Below are 23,537 nucleotides of genomic sequence, written 5' to 3' on the forward strand. Positions count from 1 at the left end.
CCCCCGCTGCCCCTGCATCGACCCCCGGCGAATCGACTCCACCCCTCTCCCGTCGCGAGCTCCGCGAGCGCGAGCGCGCTCTGGCCCTCGCCTCCGACGTCTCGCTGGCGAGCGGCTCCGACGACCTCCTCGCGGCTCCCACGGCGGAGCAGCTGCGCGAGGCGGAGCGCCGCGTCGCCTCGGTCCGCAGTGCCCCGGCGCCCGTCCCCGCTCCGCGCGCGACGCCGCTCCGGCCCGTGCGCCGGGCCCGGGTCGGCGGACTCGTCGCCCTCTCCTTCGTCGCGGCCATCGTGGCGGCGACCTCTCTGCCGGCCACATCGCTCCTGACCGCGGAGGACGTGCAGGCGCAGAGCCTCTCGACCCCCTTCGGCGCCGACGCCCGCCGCGGCGCGCAGTCGTTCGTCGCCGGCGAGGTCAGCGCCGAGACGGTCGCCCGCGACGGGTTCGGCGTGCAGGAGCGCAAGACGCAGACCAACGTCGCCGACATCGTCCGCACCTCCGACACCGGCTTCACGAACGACCCGAACGCGTCCATCCAGTGGCCCTTCGCCGTCGGCGTGCCGGTGGGCGACCGCTTCGGCTACCGCAACTGCGCGGGCTGCTCGGTGAACCACGGCGGCACCGACTTCAACCCGGGCGACGGCTCGCCCATCCAGGCGATCGCCGACGGCGTCGTGCGCACGGTCATCGACGGCGAGGGCTCGCTCGGCGTGCACGTGATCGTCGACCACGAGATCGACGGGCAGCTCGTCTCGAGCGTGTACGCGCACATGCAGCACGGCTCGGCGGCCGTGTCCGAGGGCGACCCGGTGAAGGTCGGTCAGCTCCTCGGCCTGGTGGGCACGACCGGCATGTCGACCGGCCCGCACCTGCACTTCGAGATCCGCCTCGACGGCGTGACGAAGGTCGACTCCTACCTCTGGCTCAAGGCCAACGCCGGGCGCTGAACCGGCGGCGGGACGCGGGCGCCGCCGGGCGGACCCCGCGGCCCGCTACTCCGCGCGCAGCCAGACCGTGGTGTCGGCGGGCAGCGCCGGCTCGTGCAGCTCCTCCGAGGACAGCACCACGGAGCCGACGGGCAGCTCGACCGGAGCCTCGCCGAGGTTCGCGATCACCGTGACGGCTCCGTTGCGGAACGCCACGACGTCCTCCGGGTAGCCCTCGAGCCATTCGACGGCGCCGGAGCCCAGGTCCTCGGCGCGGCGCACCGCGAGCAGGGACCGGTACAGCTCGAGCGTCGAGCCCGCGACACCGCGCTGGCGGTCGCGCGCGAGCGGCGTCCAGTCGCCGGGCTGCGGCAGCCAGGAGTCGCCGGTGCCGCTGAAGCCGTACGCGGGTGCGTCCGCCTCCCACGGGATCGGCACCCGGCAGCCGTCACGGCCGTAGCGCTCGCCGCCCGTGCGGAACCAGGTCGGGTCCTGACGCGCCGAGTCCGGCAGGTCGATCGCCTCGGGGAGCCCGAGCTCCTCGCCCTGGTAGACGTAGGCGGAGCCGGGGAGCGCGAGCATGAGGGCGGTTGCGGCACGAGCGCGGCGCAGCCCCAGGACGGGGTCGGGGAGTCCCTGCGTGCGCGGGCCGATGCCGTAGCCCTGCGGGTTGTCGGACGTCAGTGCCAGGCGGCTCGCGTGGCGCACGACGTCGTGGTTCGACAGCACCCAGGTCGACGGGGCGCCGACGGCGGCGAAGGCCTCGACGGAGGAGTCGATGATGTCGCGGAGGGCGGGTGCGCTCCACGGGGTCTCGAGGTAGGCGAAGTTGAAGGCCTGGTGCATCTCGTCGGGGCGGACCCAGCGGGCGAGCTTGGAGAGCGGCTGCACCCACGCCTCGGCGCAGAGCACGCGGTCGTCCGGGTACTCGGCGAGCAGGGAGTGCCAGTCGCGGTAGATCTCGTGGACGCCGTCCTGCGCCCAGTAGGGGGCGGTGGCGGGCTCCTCGCCGTCGGCGGGAGCGACTCCGCCCATCGACCCGCTGTCGGCGGGCGGCGTGTAGTCGGGCAGCCCCTCGGCCTTGATCATCCCGTGCGCGACGTCGACGCGGAAGCCGTCGACGCCGCGGTCGAGCCAGAAGCGGAGGACCTCCCGGAAGCGCTCGCGCACCCACTCGTTCGTCCAGTCGAAGTCGGGCTGCGAGGTGTCGAAGAGGTGCAGGTACCACTGGCCGGCCGAGCCGTCGGGCTCCATGACGCGGGTCCACGCGGGGCCGCCGAAGACAGACTCCCAGTTGTTCGGGGGCAGCTCGCCCGACTCGCCCCGGCCGTCGCGGAACAGGTAGCGCGCCCGCTCGGCGCTGCCCGCGGGAGCGGCGAGCGCCTCCTGGAACCAGCGGTGGGCGCTGGAGGAGTGGTTGGGGACGAGGTCGACGATGATCCGGATGCCCAGGGCGTGAGCGCGGGCGAGCATCGCGTCGAAGTCGGCGAGGGTGCCGAAGAGCGGATCGACGTCGCAGTAGTCGGCGACGTCGTAGCCCGCGTCCTTCTGCGGCGAGGTCATGAAGGGCGAGAGCCAGATCGCGTCGACGCCGAGCTCGGCGAGGCTCTCGAGGCGCGAGGCGATGCCGGGCAGGTCGCCGATGCCGTCGCCGTCCGCGTCCGCGAAGGAGCGCGGGTAGATCTGGTAGATGACGGCGGTGCGCCACCACTCGGCTCCCCGGCGGTGCTCGGCCTCGGAGTCGGGGCCGGGGGAGTTCTCGGGCGCGCCGGAGGTAGCGGAGTCCAGGGTCATGCGGTCGAGTTTATCGGGCGGCTCGTGGGCGCCGGGGGCACGCCCCCCGCCGTCCCGTACAGTCGACGGGTGATCGAAGAGACGCCGGACGAGGCCCGAGCCCGACGCCGACGGGCGCTGCTGTGGGTGGTGCCGCTGCTGGTGCTGCTGGTCGGCGGCCTGGTCGCCGTCACCCTCGCGATCGGCGGATTCGCGCTGCGCAGCATGACCGGCGCCTCCGCCGTGCAGCTCGTCCTCGTCGCCTAGGCGGTCGCGGCCGGGCCGTCCTCGTCCTCGGGCGGGGGCGCGGAGGAGGTGCGCGCCCGCTCCTCGGACGCGTGCGCGGTCTCGGGCCCGGTCGCGCGGGCCTGCTCGTCGGCGCGGGTGACCGCCTCCGCGAGCTCGTCGGCGACGAGGTACCCGGGAGAGACGGCCTCGGCCCGGTAGGCCGCCCGGCCGACCATGTGCGCCGAGACGGGCACGGTCAGCAGCTGGAAGCCGATCACCAGCACGATGGTCCCCGCGGCGGCGAAGCCGGGGTTCCGGATGGCGACCGCGAGCATCACGCAGATCAGTCCGAGCACCTGCGGCTTCGTGCCCGCGTGCATCCGGGAGAGCAGGTCGTCGAACCGCATCAAGCCGATCGCGGCCAGCAGCGAGAGCAGGGCGCCGACCAGCAGCAGCACAGCGGTGAGCACGTCGAAGAACAGGTCCATGTCAGTCCTCCTCGCGGTTGGCCATGAACTTGGCGACGCTGATCGATCCGAAGACGGCGAACAGCGCGAGCCCGAGCGCGACGGGCAGGGTCCGCGCGTGGTGGTTGACCGCCATCTCGGCGCCGATCCCGCAGATGATCGTCGCGACGAGCACGTCGGCCGCGACGACCCGGTCGAGCACGGACGGACCGCGGAGGATCCGCACGAGTGCGAGCAGGCAGGCGGCGCCGAAGACCGGCACCAGGATCCAGATCAGCCAGTCGATCACCGGACCACCCCCGATCCGGCCTCGATCGGCCGGTTCACCCGCTGCACGTCCTCGCGGGAGCCGATGGCCCGGACGATGCGCGCTTCCGTCCGGAGGACCGTCCGGCGCACCTCGTCGATCCGCTCGCCCTCGTCGTGGGTCACGCCGAGCACGTGCAGGTAGAGGACGTTCAGCTGCGGGTCCACGTCGATCACCAGGGAGCCGGGGACGAGCGAGACGGCCTCCGTCGTCCAGACGAGCATCCCCTCGGAGCGGCTGCGCAGGTGCACGGCGACGATGGCGTTGTGCACCGGGACCGGCAGGGTCAGGATCTGCCAGGACACCCGCACCGAGGCCACCGCGATGTCGGCCAGCAGGCGCAGGAGGAAGAGGAGCACGAACCACGGGTTGATGCGGTTCGAGAACTCGACCGGCGGCAGGTAGAACACCCGGGTGATCAGCAGGGCGACCAGGAAGCCGGTGACGATCGACAGCACCGAGACGTCGTCCCAGAGCAGCACCCAGATCCCGACGAGGGTCACGAACATCGCGACGCGGTTCCAGATGTCGACGCGGCGGCGGGGGCTCATCGCGGCCCCTCCTCTCCGAAGGACGAGTCGCGGTAGACGGTCGCTATGTAGGTCGCGGGGTCGGCGACCGCGCTCGCCGCTCGCTCGCTCGCGTCGTAGAGGGGACCGGCGCCGACGGTCAGCACGACGCCGACGACGACCATCCCCGCGGTGGCGAGCACCATCATCGGCGGCGAGTGGCGGGTGCGGATGCTGCCCGTGTCGTGGGGGTCCTCCTGCAGCTGGTCGATCAGGGGCGACTCGTAGCCGGGCACCTCCTCCTGCCGGCGCCAGAAGACCATGTTCCAGACGCGCGCGACGGCGTAGAGGGTCAGGAGCGAGGTGACGGCTCCGGCGGCGATGACGGCCCAGATCAGCCACGACGGCTGGTCGACGGCCGCCTCCGTGCCGGCGACGAAGAGCCCCACCTTGCCGAGGAAGCCGGTGAACGGCGGGATCCCGCCGAGGTTCATCGCGGGGATGAAGTAGAGCAGCGCCAGCAGCGGCGAGGCCTTGAGCAGCCCGCCGAGGCGCAGGATCGAGGTGGTGCCGCCGACGCGCTCGATCAGGCCGGTCGCGAGGAAGAGCGTCGTCTGCACCGTGATGTGGTGGATGACGTAGAAGATCGTCGCCGCGTAGCCGGCCGGGGTGCCCACGGCGATCCCGAAGACCATGTAGCCGATGTGCGAGACCAGCGTGAAGGACAGCATCCGCTTGATGTCGGCCTGCGCGACGGCGCCGAGGATGCCGACGATCAGCGTCAGCAGCGCCACCACCAGCAGCACCTCGCTCAGCCTCCCGCCGGGGAAGAGCAGGGTCTCGGTGCGGATCAGCGCGTACACGCCGACCTTGGTGAGGAGTCCGGCGAAGACGGCGGTGACCGGCGCCGGAGCCGTGGGGTACGAGTCCGGGAGCCAGAACGACAGGGGGAACACGGCCGCCTTGATCCCGAAGCCGAGCAGCAGCACCACGTGGAGCACCAGCTGCACGTCGGCGGGGAGCTCGGCGATGCGGATCGAGAGCTGCGCCATGTTGACCGTGCCGGTGGCGCCGTAGAGCAGGCCGATGGCCGAGAGGAAGAACACGCTCGAGACCAGGCTGACGACCACGTAGGTCGTGCCGGCGCGGATCCGCGGCGCGGTGCCGCCCAGGGTGATCAGCACGTAGCTCGCGGCCAGCAGGATCTCGAAGCCGACGTAGAGGTTGAAGAGGTCGCCCGCGACGAAGGCGTTGAGGATGCCCGCCGAGAGGATCAGGTAGGTCGGGTGGAAGATCGTGACCGGCGTCTCGCGGTTGCCGTCGACGAGGCCCTGGCCGACCGAGAACAGCAGGACGCCCAGCAGGGTGATCGAGGTGATCACGAGCATCAGCGCGGCGAGCGGATCGACGACCAGCACGATGCCCCACGGCGGCTCCCAGCCGCCCACGTAGACGGCGCTGCCGCCTCCGTCGCCGGTGAGGACCAGCACGAGCATCACCGAGGAGATCACCAGAACGCTCGAGAGCGTCACGATGTTCACGGTGATCTGCGCGCGCCGGTGGCGTCCGAGGATCAGCGCGACGGCCGCTCCCAGGAGGGGGAGGGTGACGACGAGCGGGATCAGGGCGTTCATCGGTCCTCCTTCCTGTCGTCGGTCATGGCGCTCTCCCCGTGCTTGGCGGCGGTGCCCTCGTCGCTGGACTCGAGCAGGACGTCGAGCGCCCGGTCGTCGGCGGTGGTCTGGGCCGAGATGCCCGCCGCGTCCTCGCGGACGGAGGCGTCGGTCTCGTCGTCCTCCACCTGGTCGGCGTTGGCGAGGCGCCAGCGCCGGTAGATCATCGCGAGGAGGAAGGCGGACACCCCGAAGGTGATCACGATCGCGGTGAGGATCAGCGCCTGCGGCAGCGGGTCGGCCATCTCGGCGGCGATCTGCTCGTAGGAGCGCCCGTCGTCGGTGACGAACGGCGCGATGCCCGAGCGGCCGGCCATCAGCAGGATGAGGATGTTGGTCGCGTTCCCGACGAGCAGGAACCCGATCAGGATTCGGGTGAGGCTGCGCTCGAGCATCTGGTAGACGCCCGCCGCGTACATCACCGCCATCACGACGACGAGGACGAGGGTGATGCTCATGCGCCGTCCCCCCTGCCCGGTCCGCCGACGACCGTGGAGCCGGTGGGGAGCGAGGTCTCGAGCCCGTCGACCGTGCCCTGGCCGGGGCCGGGGGTGCTGTCGGTCGAGTGCGTGACGCCGTCGCCCGAGGGGGAGCCCTGCTCGGCCTCCTCGCCGTGGCGGTCGACCTCGCCGCCGAGGCTGCGGAGGATGTCGAGGGCGAGGCCGATCACGATCAGGTACACCCCGATGTCGAAGAGGGTGGACGTGCCCAGGTGGAGCTCGCCCAGCACCGGCACCTCGAGGTCGAGCCAGCTCGATTCGAGGACCTCGAGGCCGAAGGCGAGGGAGGAGACGGCGGTGCCGACGGCGAAGAAGAGGCCGAGTCCGAGGACCTTGCCCGCGTCGATCGGCGCGGCCTCGCCGAGCTCGAAGCGGCCGCCGGCGAGGTAGCGCGCGACGAGGGCGAGACCGGCGAGCAGGCCGCCCGCGAAGCCTCCGCCCGGGGTGTTGTGTCCGGTGAAGAGCAGGTAGACCGACACGATCATCGCGGGGTGGAAGAGCAGGCGCACCAGCACCTCGAGCACGATCGAGCGGTTCTCCGGCCGGAGCGTGCGCCCGGCGACGAGCCAGGAGCCCCGGTCGCCGTCGCGCTCGGCGTCGGCGGAGGAGGTGGTCAGGTCCATCGCGCGCTCGCGGCGGTCGTTGGCGCTCTGCGACTCGAGGCGGGGAGCGCCTCCGGCCCGGCTGGAGAGGAAGATCAGGCTCGCGACGCCGGTGGCGACCACGACGAGGACCGAGATCTCGCCCATCGTGTCCCAAGCGCGGATGTCGACGAGCAGGACGTTGACGATGTTGCGGCCCTTGCCCTCCTCGTAGGCGAGGCGGGGCAGCTCGGCCGAGATCGGCGTCGCGGTCCGGGCGCCGAGGGCGATGGTGGCGGCGAGGGCCATGACCGCTCCGACCGCGATGCCGATGACGGCGCGTAGGCGCTTGCGCATCGGCTGGTGCTTCGCGGCGATGCGGGTCGGGAGGCGGCGCAGCACCAGGACGAAGACCACGAGGGTCACCGTCTCGATCAGCGCCTGGGTGAGGGCGAGGTCCGGTGCGCCCTGCAGGGCGAAGAGGGCCACCATCCCGTAGCCGGTGGCGCCTGCCAGCAGCACGGCGGCGACGCGGTTGCGGGCGATCGCGCACAGCACCGCCGCGAGGATCATCACGGCCGCGACCGCGAGCTGGCCCGGGCTGTCCCAGAAGACGAGATCGCCCGGCCAGGTGCGGTTGAGGGCGGCCGCACCGCCGACGCCGAGGACGAAGACCGCGAAGATCACCGTCAGGTAGCGGGGGAGCGAGCCGCGCTGGACGGACTCGGTGACCGTGCTGGCGACTCGGTCGAGCCAGCGGACGGTGGCCCAGTAGCCCTCGGCCGAGTCGATCCGGTTGGGCAGCATCGACTGGGCGCGCGCGACGGCGACGCGCTTGGCGAAGAGCAGGAGTCCGACGGCGATCACGAGGGCGCTGAGTGCCAGCGCGGGCTCGAAGCCGTGCCAGAGCGCGAGGTGGTAGCCGCCGTGGTCGGAGGCCTCCGCGGCGGCGGCGAGCTCCGGGTCGGCGTCCGGGGCGGCGTAGGGGAGGGTGTCCGCGTAGACGGCGACGAGCGGGTCGAGCACGGAGGCGGCGATCCCGCCGATCATGCTGGCGGCGGCCAGCAGCACCGGGGCGGCGGTGAAGGTCCACGGCTCGGCGTGCAGGTGCGTGTCCTCGAGCCCCTTCTTCCGGGCGAAGGCGCCCCAGAAGAAGCGCGCGGAGTAGGCCACGGTGAGGATCGAGCCGAGGACGAGGCCGACCAGCGCGACCCAGGCCCAGAACGAGCCCTGCTCGATCGCCGAGATCAGGCTCGTGAACACGGCCTCCTTGGCGACGAAGCCCAGCAGCGGCGGGATGCCCGCCATCGACAGCACGCCGACGAGGGCGGCGCCCGCGAGCACCGGCGCCTGCCGTCCCAGGCCGCTGAGCTTGCGGAGGTCGCGCGTGCCGGCGCGGTGGTCGACGATGCCGACGGTGAGGAAGAGCAGCGCCTTGAAGAGGGCGTGGGCGACGAGCAGGGTCAGTCCGGCCAGCGCGGCGTCGCGCGAGCCGAAGCCGACGGCGACGGTCAGGAAGCCGAGCTGGCTGACGGTGCCGTAGGCCAGCACGAGCTTGAGGTCGTACTGCCGGAGCGAGCGCCAGCCGCCGACGAGCATGGTCCAGACTCCGACGCTCACCACCACGGGCAGCCAGACGGAGTCGTCGGCGAAGCCCGGCGCGAGGCGCGCGACGAGGTAGATGCCCGCCTTCACCATCGCGGCGGCGTGCAGGTAGGCGCTGACCGGCGTGGGAGCGGCCATCGCGGCCGGCAGCCAGAAGTGGAACGGCACCAGGGCGGACTTCGAGAACGCGCCGAGCAGCACCAGCACCAGCGCCGTCGACACGATCGGGCCGGAGGGGGCGGCGGCGACGATCCCGGAGAGGCTGGTGGTACCGGCCTGCACGATCAGGACGATGATCCCGACCAGCATCGCCAGCCCGCCGAGAGTCGTGACCAGGAGCGCCTGGAGACCGGCACCCCGGCTCTCCTTGCGCCCGCTGTAGTGGCCGATGAGGAGGTAGGAGAGGACGCTCGTCGCCTCCCAGAAGACGAAGAGGATGATCACGTCGTCGGCCGTGACCAGCCCGTACATCACTCCGGCGAACGCGGACAGGAGCGCTGCGAACCGGCCCAGCGAGGGCTCGTCGCGGCTGAAGTACGTCGCGCAGTAGGCGAGGACCAGGGCGCCGACTCCGCTGACCACGAGGGCGAGGACGATCGAGAGCGCGTCCAGGCGGAAGGAGAGGGCGATGTCGAGCGCGGGGATCCACGGCACGGACTCGCGGATCTCGCCGCCGTCGAGGATCGTCGGCAGGGCGGTCGCGGTGGCGACGAAGCTCGCGGCCGGGATCAGCGCCAGCGCGTAGAACGTCTTCGGCCCGAACCGGTCCACCAGCCAGGGGGTCACCACGGCGATCGCGAACGAGATCACGAGGATGAGGAGCATCACATGTTCCTCCCAAGGTGTACCCAGCGCATAAGTCGGTCAAGAATATCGGAGCGCCCTCCCGCGGAACCTGAGTGCGGAGAGGCTTGACGGCCCCGTCGTGATCCGCCAGGGCCCTACCGTGGGGAGCATGGCCCGCTCGCTCCTCCCCGACCAGCTCTGCCGACTCCGCGTCCACGACCTCGCGACGGGGGAGTCGACGACCGTCTTCGAGTCCGACTCCGTCCTCGTGGAGGCGCCGAACTGGACTCCGGACGGCTCCGCCCTGATCGTGAACGGCGACGGCGGCCTCTTCCGACTGCCGCTCGAGGGGACGCCCGTGCTCGAGCCGATCCCGCTCGACGGGGTGCCGGCCGAGCTCAACAACGACCACGTGCTCGCCCCGTCCGGCGGGCTCGCCTACGTCTCGGCGCGCGACGGGCACCTGTACGCGGTCGAGCTCGACGGCTCCGCCCCCGCCCGCCGCCTGACCGCCGAGCGCGAGGGCGCGCGCTTCAAGCACTACCTGCACGGCGTCTCGCCCGACGGCGCGACCCTCGCGCTGATCGGCGGCGGCGACGCCTCCGGGCGGTGGCGGACCGACGTGTACACGATGCCGGCCGGAGGAGGCGCGCTCACCGCCCTGACCGACGACGAGCCGGCGGACGACGGCGTCGACGTCTCGGCCGACGGCCGCACCCTCGTCTTCAACTCCGAGCGGGCCGGAGGAGGTGCGCAGCTGTTCCGGATCGGCCTCGACGGCTCCGCGCTCTCCCGCCTGGTCGAGTCGGACACGGTCGACTGGTTCCCGCACGAGTCGCCCGACGGCGCGCACCTGCTCTACCTCGCCTATCCGGAGGGGACGGCCGGGCACCCCGAGAACGTCGACGTCGAGCTGCGGCTGCTCGACCTCCCCGGGCGCTCGACGCTCGAGCCCGGCCGCGTGCTGGAGCGCCTCCACGGCGGGCAGGGGACGATCAACGTCTCCGGCTGGGCGCCGGACTCGACGCGCTTCGCCTACGCCGACTACCCGCGGCGCTGAGAGCCTGAGTCCTTGCCGCGCATGCGCGGGAGGGGGATCGATCACGGCGGGGAGCGGGTCTTGAATCGGGGGATGACCATCGACAGCGCAGCATCCTCCTCCGTCACCCGCTCGCCGCTCGGCGACTCCGGCATCGACGTCTTCCCGCTCTCGCTCGGCGGCAACGTCTTCGGCTGGACCGCGGGGCGGCAGACCTCCTTCGACGTCCTCGACGGCTACACGGCCGCGGGCGGCGACTTCATCGACACCGCCGACGCCTACTCCGCCTGGGTCCCGGGCAACACGGGCGGCGAGTCCGAGACGATCATCGGCGAGTGGCTCGCGCAGCGCTCGGGGGACCGGGACGACGTGGTGATCGCGACGAAGGCGGGCCGCCACCCGCAGTTCACCGGCCTCGCGCCCGACACCGTGCGCGCGGCCGCCCGCGCCTCCCTCGAGCGGCTCGCGACCGACCGGATCGACCTCTACTACGCTCACTTCGACGACGAGGCCGTGCCGATGGCCGACATCGCCGCCGTGTTCTCCGAGCTCGTGGACCAGGGCCTCGTTCGCGCGATCGGAGTGTCGAACTTCAGCGCCGAGCGCGTCGCGGAGTGGCTGCGCATCGCGGGCGAGGAGGGCCTGCACGCGCCCGTCGCGCTGCAGCCGCACTACAACCTCGTGGAGCGCGGGATCGAGGCCGACCTGCTGCCCCTCGCCCGCGAGGCGGGGCTGGCCGTCGTCCCCTACTCCGCCCTGGCGTCAGGATTCCTGACCGGCAAGTACCGCGACGGATCGACGCCCGAGGGTCCGCGCGCCGACGGCGCCTCCCGCTACCTCGACGGCCGCGGCCGCCGGGTGCTGGCGGCGCTCGACGCGGCGGCGGAGGCGCACGGCGCCGAGGTGGCGACGGTGGCCCTCGCGTGGCTCCGCTCGCAGCCCGGAGTGGTCGCGCCGATCGCCAGCGCCCGCGTGATGGAGCAGCTGCCGGCGCTGATCGCCTCGGCCTCCCTCGAGCTGAGCGCCGAGGAGCTCGCCGCGCTCGACGAGGCGAGCCGGGCGTAGCCGCAGACGGGCGGCCGCGGGGGCGCGTCCCCCGCGGTCATCGACGCTCCGCGGAGGTGCTATCGTCTAACGGTGCCAAATCGCGGGCACGCCCCGAGAGGGGCTGTCAGACCCGCAGGTGCGCCCCCTTAGCTCATTGGTAGAGCACTTCCTTGGTAAGGAAGAGGTAGTGGGTCCGATTCCCACAGGGGGCTCCGTTCCCCGCAGGCCAGACCTGCGAAGAACGCGCGGCGGGGTAGCTCAGGTGGTTAGAGCACACGGCTCATAATCGTGGTGTCGCGGGTTCAAGTCCCGCTCCCGCTACAGCGAGAAGGCCCCGGTTCGCGCGTCGAGCCGGGGCCTTCGGCTTTCCCGGGCGAGGTCCTGCCCGTGGGAGAGGTCTCAGACCGCGCAGCCCGCGAAGAGCACGTCGTCCGAGGAGACCAGGTCCTCCAGGGTCAGCAGGCGGTCGAGGTCGTGGCCGGCGGCCAGGGCGTTGGCGCGCTCCGGTGCGGTCTGGGGGGCGAGGCGCCCCTCCATGACCCCGCCGAGGGCGCGGACGGCGCAGGCGGCGACCACTCCCTCCGGGGTGCCGCCGATGCCGAGGACGAGGTCGACGCGGCCCGCGGGATCGGCCGCCTCGATCGCGACCGACACGTCGCCCTCGCCGCGCAGCTCGAGCGCGACCCCGGCCGCGCGCAGAGCCTTGATGAGCCCGGAGTGACGCGGCTTGTCGAGCACGACGACGACCAGCTCCGCGACGGGCTTCCCGAGCGCCGCCGCCAGCCGTGCGGCGTTCTCGGCGGGAGGGAGGTCGAGCGAGACGGCGCCCCGGCCCGCTCCCGAGCAGACCAGCTTGTCCATGTAGAAGACGTCGCGCGGGTCGAACAGCGTGCCTCGCGGGGCCAGCGCGATCACGCTCACCGAGCCGGGGAGCCCCTCCGCCGTGAGCCGGGTCCCGTCGAGCGGATCGACCGCCACGTCGCAGGAGGGTGCGGAGGCGCGGCCGAGGCGCTCGCCGTTCGCGAGCATCGGGGCCTCGTCCTTCTCGCCCTCGCCGATCACGACGATGCCGTCGAACGGAGCGTCGGCCAGCACGGCGCGCATCGCCGCGACCGACGCCTCGTCCGCCGCGATCTTGTCGCCGCGCCCGTACCAGCCGCGCGCCGCCTCGGCCGCCGCGCGCACGGCGGAGGCCACCGCCTCCTGCAGCTCGGCCGGGTAGGCGGGCGACGCGATCAGCCGCAGGCCGCTCATGCGCGCGCGGGCTGAGCGGTCGCGGTGCGGACCAGCCGCTCCAGGGTGCGCAGGCCGTCGGAGGAGAGCACCGACTCCAGGTGCCCCTGCACCGACGCGACGTGCTCGCCGCGCAGGGCGTTGACCACTCCCGTCTCCGGATCGACCGACACCTCGAGCCCCAGCCGGGGCGTGCGCGCGACGCCGGGGGCGACGGAGGAGAAGGTGTTGTAGAAGCCGATCGCGGCGTCCTCGCCGAACACGTCCACCGCCAGGCGCACGCCCTGGCGGGGCGCGGGCAGCGGCTCGACCGGGAGGCCAGCCAGCAGCGACAGCATCTGGTGGCTGAGGCAGACGGCGAGCATCGGCCGCTCCGCCTCGAGGCGCGTGGTCATCAGCGAGCGCAGGTGCGCGATCCGCGGGTCGGAGTCGTCGCGGGGGTCGCCCGGGCCGGGGCCGAAGACGACGAGGTCGTCGCTCAGCACGTCGGCGACCTCCGACCAGCGCTCGACCCGGGCGTCCATCCCGAGGTGGCGCAGCTGGTGGGCGAGCATCGTCGTGAACTGGTCCTCGTTGTCGACGATCAGCGCGGTGTGCCCGGCGAGGCCGGCGATGTGCTCGGGCGCCTGGGGCCGGAGCCAGAACGAGGCGAGCCGCTCGTTGCGCGCCTCGAGCGCCTCCTGCACGCCCGGCTGCGCGTTCAGGTCGATGGCCGGCGGCACCTCGCGGTGCGGCAGCAGGCCGAGGGCGGAGAGGACGCCCGACGCCTTCGCCCGCGTCTCGGCGACCTCGCCCTCGGGGGTGGAGTGGCGCACGAGCGTCGCGCCGGCCGGCACGGTGAGGCGGCCGTCCGCGCGGAGGTAGGCGGTGCGGATGAGGATGGGGGCGTCGACCGTGTAGCCGTGCTCCTCCGGCTCGAAGAGGGCGAGCACGCCGGAGTAGTAGCCGCGCGGCTCCTTCTCGTACTCGGCGATCACGGCGCACGCGTTCTCCATCGGCGAGCCGGTGACCGTGGGCGCGAACATCGTCAGCCGCAGGACCTCGCGCACGTCGAGTCCGGTGCGGCCCTCGAGCAGGTACTCGGTGTGGCTGAGCCGCGACATCTGCTTGAGGAACGGCCCGAGGATGCGGCCGCCGTCCGGGCAGACCGCGCTCATCATCTTCATCTCCTCGTCCACGACCATGAAGAGCTCCTCGCTCTCCTTCACGTCGGCGAGGAACGCGAGCACCTCCTCCCCGGTGGGTCCGGCCGCGGGGTGGCGGAAGGTGCCGCTGATCGGGTTCATCATCGCGACGCCGTCCCGCACCGAGACGTGGCGCTCGGGGGTCGCGCCGACGGCGGTGACCGTCTGCGCGCCGTCGACGCCGGGGGTGTGGATCGCGAAGGTCCAGTACGCGCCGGACTCGTCGGTGAGCAGGCGGCGGAACCAGGCCAGGACCGCCTCGACGGGCGGCGCGTCGGTCTGCGCGACGAAGGCGCGGTTGATGACGAAGTTGGCGCCCTCGCCGCGGCCGATCTCGTCCTCGATCACCCGGCGGACGATGTCGGCGTACTCGTCGTCCGGCACGTCGAAGCCGCGCTCCTCGACCGGGATCTCCCGCTCGGGCAGGAGCCGCAGCACCTCGGCCAGGGGGACGCTCTCGCGCTCGCGCACCACGAGGTTGCGCAGCGGGGCTCCGTCGTCCTTCGCCGCGAAGCCGCGCTCGCGCACCTGCCGGTAGGGCACGAGGGTCAGCACGTCGTCGCCGTCGAGCGGGATGTCGGCCAGGCCCTCGACGTCGAGCACGTCGCCCGTGAACACGTCGACGGCGTCGCGGCCCTGGCGGAGGACCACCGCGAACGGCAGCGTCCCGTCGGAGGCGAGGATGCGGGAGAGGAGCGAGGTCATCGTGGTCCTTGTATCGGGTCGTGCCCCACCCGGGCCCTGACATGCAGAACGACCGCCCGGAGGAGGCGGTCGCGTGCGAGGGGTCTGCGCGTCGGTCCGCCTAGGAGGCGGGCCACCAGGGGCTTCGGATCGACGTGCGCACGCGGCGAGTCTAGGGGAGAGCCGGGCGGCGGCCAAGCGGTGTCAGGCGGCGGGCCGCTCGGTCGGCTCGCCCCGCAGGGTCCGGAGCAGGAGGGTCGCGCCGGCCGTCGCGGCGGGGGTGGCGACGACCGCGCCCCCGGGGACGAGGAACGCCAGGTAGACGGCGATGCCGAAGCCGAGCGAGACCGCGCGGTGCTCGCCGAGGAGGCGGCGGCGGTCGCGGAGGGAGAGCCCCCGGGCGTCGCCCGCGAACCCGGTCAGCTCGAGCGCGAGGGCCCTCCCGCCGACCAACGCGCCCGCGACGAGGCCGACGATCGAGCCGACCACCGGCACCAGGCCCAGCAGCACCAGGACCACGCCGATCCCGAGGGAGGTGGCGACCAGCACGGCGGAGTCGCGGAGGCCGCGGCCGACCCCCTGCCAGAAGGTGCTCTCGCGCTCGTCGGGCACGCCGCCGAGGTCGTCCTCGACCCGCCGCCAGATCCGCTCGTAGAAGGGGTCGCCGACCAGCAGGGTCACCGCGGCGAAGAGGACCACGCCGAGGGCGAGCGCGGCGCCGACCACCGCGATCGAGAGCACCAGGCGGACGGTGGCGGCCGTGCCCTCGTCCCAGCCGCCTGCGAACGGGGTGAGCGCGGTCACCGCGTCCTGCACCCGCGTGAGCACCAGGACCAGCACGCCGACGAAGACCAGGCCGACGATCAGGGGCGGGATCGCGCCGAGGAGCATCGCCCGCGGCGAGCGGACCCAGGTGCGGAAGCCGCGGAGGAAGAGCCGGGCACCGAGGCCGAGATCGCGGAGGACGCTCATCCCCCGATCCTCGCAGGTGGGTCCGGGTCGGGGGTCCGGCAGAACGCCCGACTGCACGGGACGTGGAACCTCAGACCCGCTCGAACGGAGCGAGCAGCCCCGCCATCGCCTTCGTCCGCGGCGCGGCGTACTCGTCGCGCCGCGAGGTGCTGACGCCCATCGCGACGAGCCCCTCCACCAGGCGCACCGCCGAGGCGACGCCGTCGATCACGGGCACGCCCAGCTCCCGTGAGAGGTCGCGGCACAGGTCGGCCATGCCCGCGCAGCCCAGCACGATCGAGTCGGACCCGTCGACGGCCAGCGCTTCGGCGCACTCCGCCAGGATCGCGCGGCGGGCGTCGGAGCGGGGGTCGTCGAGTTCGAGCACGGGGATGTCGCAGGCGCGCACCTGACGGCAGGCGTCGCTGAACCCGGCGCGGCGGGCGATGTCCCAGGCGCGGCCGCTCGTGCGCGAGAGCGTGGTGACCACGCTGAAGCCCCGGCCGACGAGCGCGGCCATGTGCATGGCGGCCTCGGCGATCCCCACGACCGGGCCGCTCGCGATCTCGCGCGCGGCGTCGACGCCCGGGTCGCCGAAGCACGCGATGACCGCGCCGTCGCAGCCGGCCGCCTCCGCCCGGGCGATCTCGTGCAGGACGCCGGGCACGGCGAGCGCCTCGTCGTAGTGGCTCTCGATCGACGCCGGACCCATCGGCGGGGTGACGGCCGTGATCTCGGTGCCGAGCGAGGCGACGGAGCGGGCGGCCCGGCCGATCGCCGCGGTCATCGCAGTGCTGGTGTTCGGGTTGACGACGGTGATGCGCATGGTGGTTCCTCGGTTCGGGTGCCGGGAGGGGGAGGGACCCGCCCGGCCGCCGGTCCGCGGGATGCGGAGCGGCCGGAGCGGATCCCTCCTCCGTGCCGGCCGGATCAGACGGTCGAGCCGTCGCTGACGTGCTCGAGGTCCTCGTCGAGGCGCCCGATCCGCGGCGCGCGCCGCTCGAGCACGGCCATCGCGACGAACCCGAGCCCGCAGCCGAGGAACCAGCTGTAGTCGCCGAGCCAGGTGAACTCCGCGCCTCCCGCCTCCGCGATCCAGCGCGGCACGAGCACCGAGGCGACGGAGGGGACTCCGCCGATCACGGTCGCCCAGACGGCGTTGGGGTTGAAGCCGCGCGAGAACCAGTAGCGGCCCTTCTCGCTCATCGTGTAGAGGTCGTCCACCCAGACGCGCTGGCGGCTGATCAGGTAGTAGCCCGCGATGAGGACGCCGAACAGCGGTCCGATCAGCGCGCCGAGGATGCCGAGCGTGTAGTGGATGGCGGTGTCGTTCGAGTACCAGTTCCACGGGGTGAGCAGCACCGAGCCGACGGCGGCGATCATGCCGCCCATCCGCCAGCTGATCTTCTTCGGGTTGACGTTCGAGAAGTCGAACGCGGGGGAGATGAAGTTGGCGACGATGTTGATGCCGATCGTCGCGATGACGAAGGTGAGCCCGCCGAGGAGCACGGCGAACCAGGTGTCGATCCGCTCGACGGTCTCGATCGGGTCGGTGATCAGCTCGCCGAAGACCGGCACGGTCGCCGAGGCGGTGATCACGGTGAGGAGGGAGAAGAAGAGGAAGTTGATCGGGAGGCCGAGCAGGTTGCCGCGCTTCACGGCGCCGTAGCTGCGGGCGTACCGGGAGAAGTCGCCGAAGTTGAGCATCGGGCCCGAGAAGTAGGAGACGACCAGGGCGACGGCCGAGATCATCACCGGCACCGCGGCGGCGAGGTCGAGCGGCTCGCCGGAGCCGAGGGTGAGCGAGATGTTCTCCCAGCCCGCCTGCGACACCAGGTAGACGGCCAGCACGAGCATCACCACGTAGACCGCCGGTCCCGCCCAGTCGATGAAGCGGCGGATCGACTCCATGCCCCGCCAGAACAGCGCGGCCTGCGCGACCCAGAGGATCGCGTAGGAGAGGTAGCCCAGAGCCGAGAGGCCGAGGAACGACGCCTCGGGCGTGTTCAGGGCGGCCATGCCCGGGAAGAACTTGAGGAAGACGATGTTCAGCGACTGCGCCGCCAGGTAGGTCTGCACGCCGTACCAGGCGATCGCGATCAATCCGCGGATGATCGCCGGGATGTTCGCGCCGCGGATGCCGAAGATCGCCCGGTTGATGACGGGGTAGGGCACGCCGGTGACCTGGCTGGGCTTGGCGACGAGGTTGCAGAAGACCTGCACGATCACGATGCCCACCACCAGGGCGACGAGGACCTGCCAGCCGGCCAGGCCCAGCGCGAAGAGCGAGCCCGCGGTCACGTACCCGCCGACGCTGTGCACGTCCGACATCCAGAACGCGAAGATGTTGTAGCTCGACCAGCGCTGCTTCCGGAGCGGGGCGAGGTCCTCGTTGGAGAGGCGGTCGTCGTAGCCGGCGCTCGCCGCGGCGGCGGGATCCGGATCGACGGGAGGAGCGGTGACTCGGGGTGCGGTGACGCGGTCGGACATGGGTGGATCCACCTCTCGGGCGGTCGTGCGCAGAGCGGCACGGAGCGGATGTGTCAGGGTGGTCGGGACGTCCGGCCGAGGAGACGGGGCGTCGCGGAGAGCGTTCCGAGTGAAGTGATCACTTCACGCGGGCCACGCTACGAGTCGGGAGGCCGCCGCTCGTTTCGGCTCCGTTACGGCTGTGTGACGATCCGCGAGAGGGGACGGGCCATGCCCTCCGACGACACCGCGCCCGACGAGGCGGCCGCCCGGGCGATCGCGGACGGGGCCGGACTCGGCGCCCGGCTGCGGGAGCTGCGGCTCTCGGCGGGCCTGTCGCTGAAGGCACTCGCCGGGCGACTCGGCATCTCCGTGAGCGCCGTCTCGCAGATCGAGCGCGGAGCCATGCAGCCCTCGGTCGGCCGGATGATCGCCCTCGTGGACGCGCTGGGGGTCCCGCTGTCCGCCGTGTTCGACCAGGGCGCGTCGGCGCCGGTCGAGACCGCGGTCGTCCGGGCGCGCGAGTCGGCGCCCGTGGCGCTCGAGGGCGGAGTGCTGTTCCGCCGTCTGGCGCCGCGTCCGCTGGACGCCGTCGACTTCTTCGAGTCGACCTACCCGCCGGGCTCGACCTCGACGGCGCACCGGCAGCTGCTCCGCCACGACGGGTTCGAGATGGGGACGGTGACGCTCGGAGAGCTGACGGTCGAGTTCGAGGACGAGTCGGTCGTCCTTGGGCCGGGCGACGCCATCACGTTCCCGTGCGAGCGGCCGCACCGCATGGTCAACACGGGCTCGACCACGGCGATCGCGACCTGGCTGATCGTCCACCGCTGACACCGCGCCGGTGCTTCGTGCCGGACCCCTGGCGGCACCACCTGCGTATGGGACCCTGGTCCTCGCTCCTCCACAACGGGCGGACGACCGTCTCCTGTCCACACCCCGGTCGGGATCGGGGCGCGGCGGGCCCTCGGTGTCGGTACCGCCTGGTGGGCTGGTCTCCTCGACCGAGGGGTGCGGAACGTGGAGGAGCGGATGGACGGCAGGAACGACGAGGGGTGCCCGCGCTGGTGCGCGGGCGAGCACGACGAGCTGGTCGCGGCGGGGGAGCGGCTGCACCGCTCCGCGGCGAGCTCGCTCCCGGTGGTGCTCTGGGCGGGCCGAGACGGGGCCGCGGGCGCGACGGTGCACGTCTCCCTGTGCCGCCCGGGGGAGTCGGGGGAGGACAGGCTCCGCCTGGAGGCCGACGGGCTCGGCGAGGTCGACCTCGATCTCAGCTCGGGGTCGCGGCTGGCCGGCGCGGTGCTCCGGCTACTCGGCGCCGCGTGAGGTGCGCGGCGGATCGGGCGGCAGGAGGTCCGTCAGCTCGATCTCGAGCGCCTCGCAGAGCGCGAGGAGGGTGTGCAGCGTGGGGTTCGCGGGCGAGCCGGGCTTCGACTCGCCCTTCTCGAACTTCTGGTAGGTGTAGCCCGCGAGCCCGGCCGCGTGGGCGATCCGCTCCTGGCTGGCGCCCTTGGCGATGCGGGCCCGGTGCATGTTGGTGCCGAGCTCGCGGGCGTAGGTCGCCCAGTCGCGCTCGGGAGTGGGTGTCGACATGCCCGCCAGCTTCGGAGAAGTTCGGCCGCGGGTCAGCCATACACGGATGGGAAATTCCCGGTGGTCATACCCGGGTGACCACAGGCGGCGCCTCCGGAGCCCCGAGGGCCCCGCGACGGCAGCGCCTAGGATGGCCGGGTGCCAGTGAACCCCGAACTCGTCGGGCGCGTCTTCGCGCCCACGGAGCCCTATCAGGTGGGGCGCGAGAAGGTGCGCGAGTTCGCCCGCGCCGTCTGCGCGACCTCCCCCCTGCACCACGACGTCGAAGCCGCCCGCGCCGCCGGGCACCCCGACCTCGTCGCTCCGCCCACCTTCGCCGTCGTCGTGCAGGAGTTCACGCTCCAGCAGCTGCTCGCCGAGCCCGACGGCGGGATCGACTTCAGCCGCGTCGTGCACGGAGACCAGCGCTTCGTGCTGTCCCGTCCGGTCGTCGCCGGCGACGAGCTGACCGCGACCCTCTCGGTCGCCGCCATCAAGAAGCTCGGCGCCCACTCGATGGTCACCACCGAGTCCCGCATGGTCGACGCGAGCGGCGAGCACGTCGTCACCGCGATCTCGACCCTCGTGGTCAGGGGAGACGAATGAGCACCGCACTGCCCGCTCTCGCCGAGCTGAGCGTCGGCCAGGTCGTCGCCGAGAGCCGCTTCCCGATCGACCGCGGCACCCTGGTGCGTTACGCGGGCGCCTCGGGCGACTTCAACCCCATCCACTACCGCGACGACGTCGCCGCCGAGGTCGGCCTGCCCGGCGTGCTCGCGCACGGCATGCTCACGATGGGCACCGCGGTGCAGGTCGTCGTCGACTGGGTCGGCGACCCCGGACGCGTGGTCGACTACCAGGTGCGCTTCACCCGCCCCGTCGTGGTGGACCCGCGCGACGGCGCCGCCATCGACGTGGTCGCCAGGATCGGTGCTGTGAACGCCGAGGAGGGCTGGGTCCGCGTCGACCTCGCCGTCTCGGTCGAGGGCCAGTCCGTCCTCGGCAAGGCCCAGGCACGGGTCCGACTCGCGTGACCTCCGCGCCGCTGCTCTCCGCCCTGACCACCCTCCGCGTCGGCGGACCCGCCGAGCGCCTCGTCGAGCCCGCCACCGAGGCGGAGCTGGTCGAGACGCTCGTCGGCCTGTGGTCGGACGACGAGCCGTGGCTGCTGCTCGGCGGCGGCTCCAACCTCCTCGTGGGCGACGACGGGGTCGAGGGCACGGTCGTGCGCGTGCGCACCACCGGCGTCGAGCGGCTCCCCTCCGACGAGCCGGGGCTCGTGCTCCTGCGGGTCCAGGCGGGCGAGTCGTGGGACGGCCTCGTCGCGACGACCGTGGAGCGCGGCTGGGCGGGCCTCGAGGCTCTCAGCGGCATCCCCGGCACGGTCGGTGCGTCGCCGGTGCAGAACATCGGCGCCTACGGCCAGGAGCTCTCGGACACGCTGGTCGCGGTCGACTTCCTCGACGAGGGCGCCCGCGAGCCCGTCCGGCTGACGGCGGAGGAGCTGCAGTTCGCCTACCGCACCTCCGTGATCAAGCAGGGCCGCCGGGGCGCGGTGCTGGCCGTCGAGTTCGCGCTCGAGGAGGTCGGCGCCGAGGGCGACGGCACTCCCGTCGCCTACGGTCAGCTGGCGTCGGCGCTCGGAGTCGCGCTCGGCGACCGCGTGCCGCTCGCGCGGGTGCGCGAGACCGTGCTGGCGCTGCGTGCGGGCAAGGGCATGGTCCTCGATCCGGAGGACCCGGACACCGCGAGCGCCGGCTCCTTCTTCACCAACCCCCTCGTCACGAGCGCGTTCGCCGACTCCCTGCCGCCCGAGGCGCCGCGCTGGCCGGTCGAGCCGACGGCGGAGGCGCCCGTCATCACCCCGCTCGCCGCGGTCGAGGCCGGAGCGCCCGTCGGGCTGCCCGTGCCTCCCCGCGCCGACGGCCTGGTGAAGCTCAGCGCCGCGTGGCTGATCGAGCACGCCGGCGTCTCGCGCGGTTTCGCCCTGCCCGGCTCGCGGGCCGCCGTGTCGAGCAAGCACACCCTCGCCCTGACCAACCGCGGAGGAGCGACGGCCGAGCAGGTCGCCGAGCTCGCCCGGTACGTCCAGGGCCGCGTCCTGGCGGAGTTCGGCGTGCTGCTGCACCCCGAGCCCGTCGTGGTCGGCACCGCGGTCTGAGTCCGCGCGGTCTGCGCGCGCAGGCCCCGCGCTCCCGGGGACGCGCGCCCTCCGGCCGCGGCCTCCTCCGGCTCAGCTGTCGCGGCGGATCCAGCGGAAGCCGAAGCGGCAGGCGACGAGCCCCACGACGAGCCAGATACCGAGCACCAGCGCGACGCCGCCGAGGTCCCACGACCCGTTCACCTCCGCCTCCTCGAACCCGCTCGGCAGGAACACGGCGCGCATGCCCTGCGCGATCCACTTGAGCGGGAAGACGCTCGCCGTGTTCTGCAGCCAGTCCGGCAGCGTCGTGAACGACAGGTACGACCCCGAGATGAACTGCAGCACGAGCAGCGGCGGCACGATCACGGCGGTCGCGCTCTTGCCCGAGCGGGGCAGCGCGGAGACGGCGATGCCGAGGATGGCCGACGTCGCGACTCCTGCCAGGTAGACCCAGGCGAAGGTCGCCCAGCGCCCGCTGTCGGTGGGCAGCTCGACCGAGAACACCGTCGCCGCGACGAGGAGCAGCAGGGCCGTCTGCGCGAGGCTCGTCACGAGCACCTGGCCGAACTTGCCGATGAAGTAGCTGAAGACCGGCAGCGGTGCCCCCGCGAGGCGCTTGAGCGTGCCGTCGCCGCGCTCGACCGCGATGTCGACGCCCAGGTTCTGGACGCCCGAGAGCAGGATCCCGGCCGCGGCGAGGCCCGGCACGTAGTACTCGGCCATCGGGATGCCCGGGTCCTGCGGGTTCGCCTGCATCACCGCGGTGTCGCCGAACGCGACCGAGAAGATCGTCAGGAGCAGCACCGGGAAGAGGAAGGTGAAGAACACCTGGTCCGGAGCGCGGAAGTACGAGCGGATCTCGTAGCGGGCGCGGGCGAGTCCGAGGCGGACGGTGCGTCCCGGGCCGGTGGAGAGGGTGCGGGGGCGGGTGGCGACGGCGGTCACGCGGGCTCTCCGATCAGGTCGACCGCGTCGCGGTCCTCGCGGATGAGGTCGAGGTAGATGTCCTCGAGGCTGGGGCGGACGACCTCGAGCGCCGTCGGCTCCCCGATCCGGGCGTGCAGCTCGGCGACGGTCCGGGCGGGCTCGGTGGTGCGCAGCCGGTGCAGCACGCCGTCCTCGCGCCACTGCACGATCGGGACGCGCGCCTCGTCCCCTCCGATCGCGCTCATCGGGCCGATGGCCAGGAGCCGCCCGCCGGAGATCACGGCGGCGCGGTCGCCGAGGCGGGCGGCCTCGTCGAGGTAGTGGGTGGTGAGGAGGATGGTCGTGCCCTCGCTCTTGAGCAGGGCGATCAGGTCCCAGAAGGAGTGGCGGGCCTCGGGGTCGAATCCCGTGGTGGGCTCGTCGAGGAACACCAGCTCGGGACGGCCGATGATGCCGAGGGCGACGTCGACGCGGCGGCGCTGGCCGCCCGAGAGGCGCCCGATGCGCGAGCGGGCCTTGGACGTCAGCCCGACGGCCTCGATGGTCTCGTCGACGTCGCGCGGTCGCGGATAGAGGCTGGCGAAGTGCGCGATCTGCTCGCGGACCGTCGCGTTGCCGGACTCGCCGCTGGACTGCAGGACGATCCCCAGACGCGCCTTCCACGCCAGGTCGCCGTGGCGCGGGTCGACCCCGAGCACCGACACCTCGCCGCCGGAGCGGTCGCGGTAGCCCTCGAGGATCTCGATGGTCGTCGACTTCCCGGCGCCGTTCGGGCCGAGGAGCGCGAAGGTCTCGCCCCGGTGGATGTCGAAGGAGACTCCCGCGACCGCCGGAGCGCCCCCGTAGTCCTTCCGCAGGTCGCGGACTCGGACGGCGTGGTCTTCGCTCATCGTCACAGCGTGCCCTGTCGCACCCCTCCGGCGACAGTGATCC

24 protein-coding genes and 2 tRNA genes are annotated in these 23,537 nt (G+C 72.9%); 11 read left to right on the top strand and 15 right to left on the bottom strand.

What is annotated here, in order from left to right; genetic code table 11:
- Positions 1-947 (top strand): M23 family metallopeptidase (locus C5C30_RS18180; RefSeq protein WP_104333795.1); only part of this gene is annotated, 947 nt, incomplete at its 5' end.
- Positions 948-992: 45 nt separating this feature from the next.
- On the opposite strand, the gene C5C30_RS11775 is transcribed toward C5C30_RS18180, so the two are convergent.
- Positions 993-2,720: a glycoside hydrolase family 13 protein gene (locus tag C5C30_RS11775; protein WP_104333796.1), complete on the bottom strand. Its 1,728-nt coding sequence runs from the start codon at positions 2,718-2,720 to the stop codon at positions 993-995.
- 69 nt (positions 2,721-2,789) lie between these two features.
- On the opposite strand from C5C30_RS11775, the gene C5C30_RS17700 reads away from it, so the two are divergent.
- The gene (locus C5C30_RS17700; RefSeq protein WP_181067860.1) at positions 2,790-2,966 is read left to right on the top strand and encodes a hypothetical protein; all 177 of its coding nucleotides are present in this window, start codon (positions 2,790-2,792) and stop codon (positions 2,964-2,966) included.
- On the opposite strand, the gene mnhG is transcribed toward C5C30_RS17700, so the two are convergent.
- From mnhG to C5C30_RS11805, 6 genes are read right to left on the bottom strand one after another with little or no spacing between them, the layout of a single operon-like run.
- Positions 2,963-3,415, bottom strand: a complete 453-nt coding sequence (gene mnhG / locus C5C30_RS11780) for a monovalent cation/H(+) antiporter subunit G (RefSeq protein ID WP_244229587.1) — start codon at positions 3,413-3,415, stop codon at positions 2,963-2,965. The genes C5C30_RS17700 and mnhG overlap by 4 nt on opposite strands.
- Before the next feature lies 1 nt (position 3,416).
- The gene (locus C5C30_RS11785) at positions 3,417-3,683 is read right to left on the bottom strand and encodes a monovalent cation/H+ antiporter complex subunit F (RefSeq protein ID WP_308470711.1); all 267 of its coding nucleotides are present in this window, start codon (positions 3,681-3,683) and stop codon (positions 3,417-3,419) included.
- Positions 3,680-4,252, bottom strand: coding sequence for a Na+/H+ antiporter subunit E (locus C5C30_RS11790; protein WP_104234245.1), 573 nt, complete (start codon positions 4,250-4,252; stop codon positions 3,680-3,682). Before C5C30_RS11790 ends, C5C30_RS11785 begins: the two co-directional genes overlap by 4 nt.
- A complete protein-coding gene (locus C5C30_RS11795) occupies positions 4,249-5,844 on the bottom strand; it encodes a Na+/H+ antiporter subunit D (protein WP_104319315.1) in 1,596 nt (531 codons plus the stop codon). Before C5C30_RS11795 ends, C5C30_RS11790 begins: the two co-directional genes overlap by 4 nt.
- Positions 5,841-6,341, bottom strand: a complete 501-nt coding sequence (locus tag C5C30_RS11800; protein WP_104223614.1) for a Na(+)/H(+) antiporter subunit C — start codon at positions 6,339-6,341, stop codon at positions 5,841-5,843. Before C5C30_RS11800 ends, C5C30_RS11795 begins: the two co-directional genes overlap by 4 nt.
- The gene (locus C5C30_RS11805; protein ID WP_104319316.1) at positions 6,338-9,394 is read right to left on the bottom strand and encodes a Na+/H+ antiporter subunit A; all 3,057 of its coding nucleotides are present in this window, start codon (positions 9,392-9,394) and stop codon (positions 6,338-6,340) included. Before C5C30_RS11805 ends, C5C30_RS11800 begins: the two co-directional genes overlap by 4 nt.
- Positions 9,395-9,524: 130 nt before the next feature.
- On the opposite strand from C5C30_RS11805, the gene C5C30_RS11810 reads away from it, so the two are divergent.
- The 4 genes from C5C30_RS11810 (at position 9,525) to C5C30_RS11825 (ending at position 11,762) form a co-directional block, all read left to right on the top strand.
- Complete coding sequence (locus C5C30_RS11810; RefSeq protein ID WP_104319317.1) at positions 9,525-10,415, top strand: PD40 domain-containing protein; 891 nt, start codon at positions 9,525-9,527, stop codon at positions 10,413-10,415.
- A gap of 72 nt (positions 10,416-10,487) precedes the next feature.
- Entirely contained in the window at positions 10,488-11,459 is a 972-nt protein-coding gene (locus tag C5C30_RS11815; RefSeq protein ID WP_104238294.1) for an aldo/keto reductase, read from the top strand.
- A 122-nt stretch (positions 11,460-11,581) separates the two neighbouring features.
- Positions 11,582-11,653: transfer RNA gene (locus C5C30_RS11820), tRNA-Thr, on the top strand.
- 35 nt (positions 11,654-11,688) lie between these two features.
- Positions 11,689-11,762: transfer RNA gene (locus tag C5C30_RS11825), tRNA-Met, on the top strand.
- 78 nt (positions 11,763-11,840) lie between these two features.
- On the opposite strand, the gene C5C30_RS11830 is transcribed toward C5C30_RS11825, so the two are convergent.
- The 5 genes from C5C30_RS11830 to C5C30_RS11850 form a co-directional block, all read right to left on the bottom strand.
- Positions 11,841-12,695 carry a fructose-bisphosphatase class II family protein gene (locus C5C30_RS11830; RefSeq protein ID WP_104319318.1) on the bottom strand — a complete coding sequence of 285 codons (855 nt, stop codon included), beginning with the start codon at positions 12,693-12,695 and terminating at the stop codon, positions 11,841-11,843.
- A complete protein-coding gene (locus C5C30_RS11835) occupies positions 12,692-14,563 on the bottom strand; it encodes an anthranilate synthase family protein (protein WP_104254835.1) in 1,872 nt (623 codons plus the stop codon). The genes C5C30_RS11830 and C5C30_RS11835 overlap by 4 nt, the downstream gene beginning before the upstream one ends.
- Positions 14,564-14,746: 183 nt before the next feature.
- Positions 14,747-15,514, bottom strand: a complete 768-nt coding sequence (locus C5C30_RS11840; protein WP_104333797.1) for an EI24 domain-containing protein — start codon at positions 15,512-15,514, stop codon at positions 14,747-14,749.
- Between the two features lie 70 nt (positions 15,515-15,584).
- A complete protein-coding gene (locus C5C30_RS11845) occupies positions 15,585-16,319 on the bottom strand; it encodes an aspartate/glutamate racemase family protein (RefSeq protein WP_104262967.1) in 735 nt (244 codons plus the stop codon).
- A 104-nt stretch (positions 16,320-16,423) separates the two neighbouring features.
- Entirely contained in the window at positions 16,424-17,983 is a 1,560-nt protein-coding gene (locus C5C30_RS11850) for an NCS1 family nucleobase:cation symporter-1 (protein ID WP_104227042.1), read from the bottom strand.
- A 210-nt stretch (positions 17,984-18,193) separates the two neighbouring features.
- Between C5C30_RS11850 and C5C30_RS11855 the strand changes: the two genes are divergently transcribed.
- Complete coding sequence (locus tag C5C30_RS11855; RefSeq protein ID WP_104333798.1) at positions 18,194-18,796, top strand: helix-turn-helix domain-containing protein; 603 nt, start codon at positions 18,194-18,196, stop codon at positions 18,794-18,796.
- 198 nt (positions 18,797-18,994) lie between these two features.
- Positions 18,995-19,288, top strand: coding sequence for a DUF6907 domain-containing protein (locus C5C30_RS11860; RefSeq protein WP_104254833.1), 294 nt, complete (start codon positions 18,995-18,997; stop codon positions 19,286-19,288).
- Here the strand turns inward: C5C30_RS11860 and C5C30_RS11865 are convergent.
- The gene (locus C5C30_RS11865; protein ID WP_104223625.1) at positions 19,271-19,555 is read right to left on the bottom strand and encodes a helix-turn-helix domain-containing protein; all 285 of its coding nucleotides are present in this window, start codon (positions 19,553-19,555) and stop codon (positions 19,271-19,273) included. The genes C5C30_RS11860 and C5C30_RS11865 overlap by 18 nt on opposite strands.
- Positions 19,556-19,693: 138 nt before the next feature.
- Between C5C30_RS11865 and C5C30_RS11870 the strand changes: the two genes are divergently transcribed.
- From C5C30_RS11870 to C5C30_RS11880, 3 genes are read left to right on the top strand one after another with little or no spacing between them, the layout of a single operon-like run.
- Positions 19,694-20,140, top strand: a complete 447-nt coding sequence (locus C5C30_RS11870; RefSeq protein ID WP_104333799.1) for a MaoC family dehydratase N-terminal domain-containing protein — start codon at positions 19,694-19,696, stop codon at positions 20,138-20,140.
- Positions 20,137-20,568 carry a MaoC/PaaZ C-terminal domain-containing protein gene (locus C5C30_RS11875; RefSeq protein WP_104238284.1) on the top strand — a complete coding sequence of 144 codons (432 nt, stop codon included), beginning with the start codon at positions 20,137-20,139 and terminating at the stop codon, positions 20,566-20,568. Before C5C30_RS11870 ends, C5C30_RS11875 begins: the two co-directional genes overlap by 4 nt.
- A complete protein-coding gene (locus C5C30_RS11880; protein WP_104260446.1) occupies positions 20,565-21,695 on the top strand; it encodes a UDP-N-acetylmuramate dehydrogenase in 1,131 nt (376 codons plus the stop codon). The genes C5C30_RS11875 and C5C30_RS11880 overlap by 4 nt, the downstream gene beginning before the upstream one ends.
- Positions 21,696-21,767: 72 nt before the next feature.
- On the opposite strand, the gene C5C30_RS11885 is transcribed toward C5C30_RS11880, so the two are convergent.
- Positions 21,768-22,622, bottom strand: coding sequence for an ABC transporter permease (locus C5C30_RS11885; protein ID WP_104223629.1), 855 nt, complete (start codon positions 22,620-22,622; stop codon positions 21,768-21,770).
- Positions 22,619-23,494, bottom strand: a complete 876-nt coding sequence (locus C5C30_RS11890; protein WP_104223630.1) for an ABC transporter ATP-binding protein — start codon at positions 23,492-23,494, stop codon at positions 22,619-22,621. Before C5C30_RS11890 ends, C5C30_RS11885 begins: the two co-directional genes overlap by 4 nt.
- Positions 23,495-23,537: the final 43 nt, after the last annotated feature.

Source organism: Rathayibacter sp. AY2B5 (assembly GCF_002931645.1).
In the GTDB taxonomy this organism is placed as follows: domain Bacteria; phylum Actinomycetota; class Actinomycetes; order Actinomycetales; family Microbacteriaceae; genus Rathayibacter.

What these genes read in the sequence shown, in the direction of transcription:
- C5C30_RS11865 (WP_104223625.1), bottom strand. Translation starts at nt 19,555, where the DNA reads ATGTCGACACCCACTCCCGAGCGCGACTGGGCGACCTACGCCCGCGAG.
- C5C30_RS11840 (WP_104333797.1), bottom strand. Translation starts at nt 15,514, where the DNA reads ATGAGCGTCCTCCGCGATCTCGGCCTCGGTGCCCGGCTCTTCCTCCGC.
- C5C30_RS11790 (WP_104234245.1), bottom strand. Translation starts at nt 4,252, where the DNA reads ATGAGCCCCCGCCGCCGCGTCGACATCTGGAACCGCGTCGCGATGTTC.
- C5C30_RS11830 (WP_104319318.1), bottom strand. Translation starts at nt 12,695, where the DNA reads ATGAGCGGCCTGCGGCTGATCGCGTCGCCCGCCTACCCGGCCGAGCTG.
- C5C30_RS11775 (WP_104333796.1), bottom strand. Translation starts at nt 2,720, where the DNA reads ATGACCCTGGACTCCGCTACCTCCGGCGCGCCCGAGAACTCCCCCGGC.
- C5C30_RS11875 (WP_104238284.1), top strand. Translation starts at nt 20,137, where the DNA reads ATGAGCACCGCACTGCCCGCTCTCGCCGAGCTGAGCGTCGGCCAGGTC.
- C5C30_RS11850 (WP_104227042.1), bottom strand. Translation starts at nt 17,983, where the DNA reads ATGTCCGACCGCGTCACCGCACCCCGAGTCACCGCTCCTCCCGTCGAT.
- C5C30_RS11800 (WP_104223614.1), bottom strand. Translation starts at nt 6,341, where the DNA reads ATGAGCATCACCCTCGTCCTCGTCGTCGTGATGGCGGTGATGTACGCG.
- C5C30_RS11860 (WP_104254833.1), top strand. Translation starts at nt 18,995, where the DNA reads ATGGACGGCAGGAACGACGAGGGGTGCCCGCGCTGGTGCGCGGGCGAG.
- C5C30_RS11805 (WP_104319316.1), bottom strand. Translation starts at nt 9,394, where the DNA reads ATGCTCCTCATCCTCGTGATCTCGTTCGCGATCGCCGTGGTGACCCCC.
- C5C30_RS11795 (WP_104319315.1), bottom strand. Translation starts at nt 5,844, where the DNA reads ATGAACGCCCTGATCCCGCTCGTCGTCACCCTCCCCCTCCTGGGAGCG.
- C5C30_RS11810 (WP_104319317.1), top strand. Translation starts at nt 9,525, where the DNA reads ATGGCCCGCTCGCTCCTCCCCGACCAGCTCTGCCGACTCCGCGTCCAC.
- mnhG (WP_244229587.1), bottom strand. Translation starts at nt 3,415, where the DNA reads ATGGACCTGTTCTTCGACGTGCTCACCGCTGTGCTGCTGCTGGTCGGC.
- C5C30_RS11815 (WP_104238294.1), top strand. Translation starts at nt 10,488, where the DNA reads ATGACCATCGACAGCGCAGCATCCTCCTCCGTCACCCGCTCGCCGCTC.
- C5C30_RS11890 (WP_104223630.1), bottom strand. Translation starts at nt 23,494, where the DNA reads ATGAGCGAAGACCACGCCGTCCGAGTCCGCGACCTGCGGAAGGACTAC.
- C5C30_RS11855 (WP_104333798.1), top strand. Translation starts at nt 18,194, where the DNA reads ATGCCCTCCGACGACACCGCGCCCGACGAGGCGGCCGCCCGGGCGATC.
- C5C30_RS11845 (WP_104262967.1), bottom strand. Translation starts at nt 16,319, where the DNA reads ATGCGCATCACCGTCGTCAACCCGAACACCAGCACTGCGATGACCGCG.
- C5C30_RS11835 (WP_104254835.1), bottom strand. Translation starts at nt 14,563, where the DNA reads ATGACCTCGCTCCTCTCCCGCATCCTCGCCTCCGACGGGACGCTGCCG.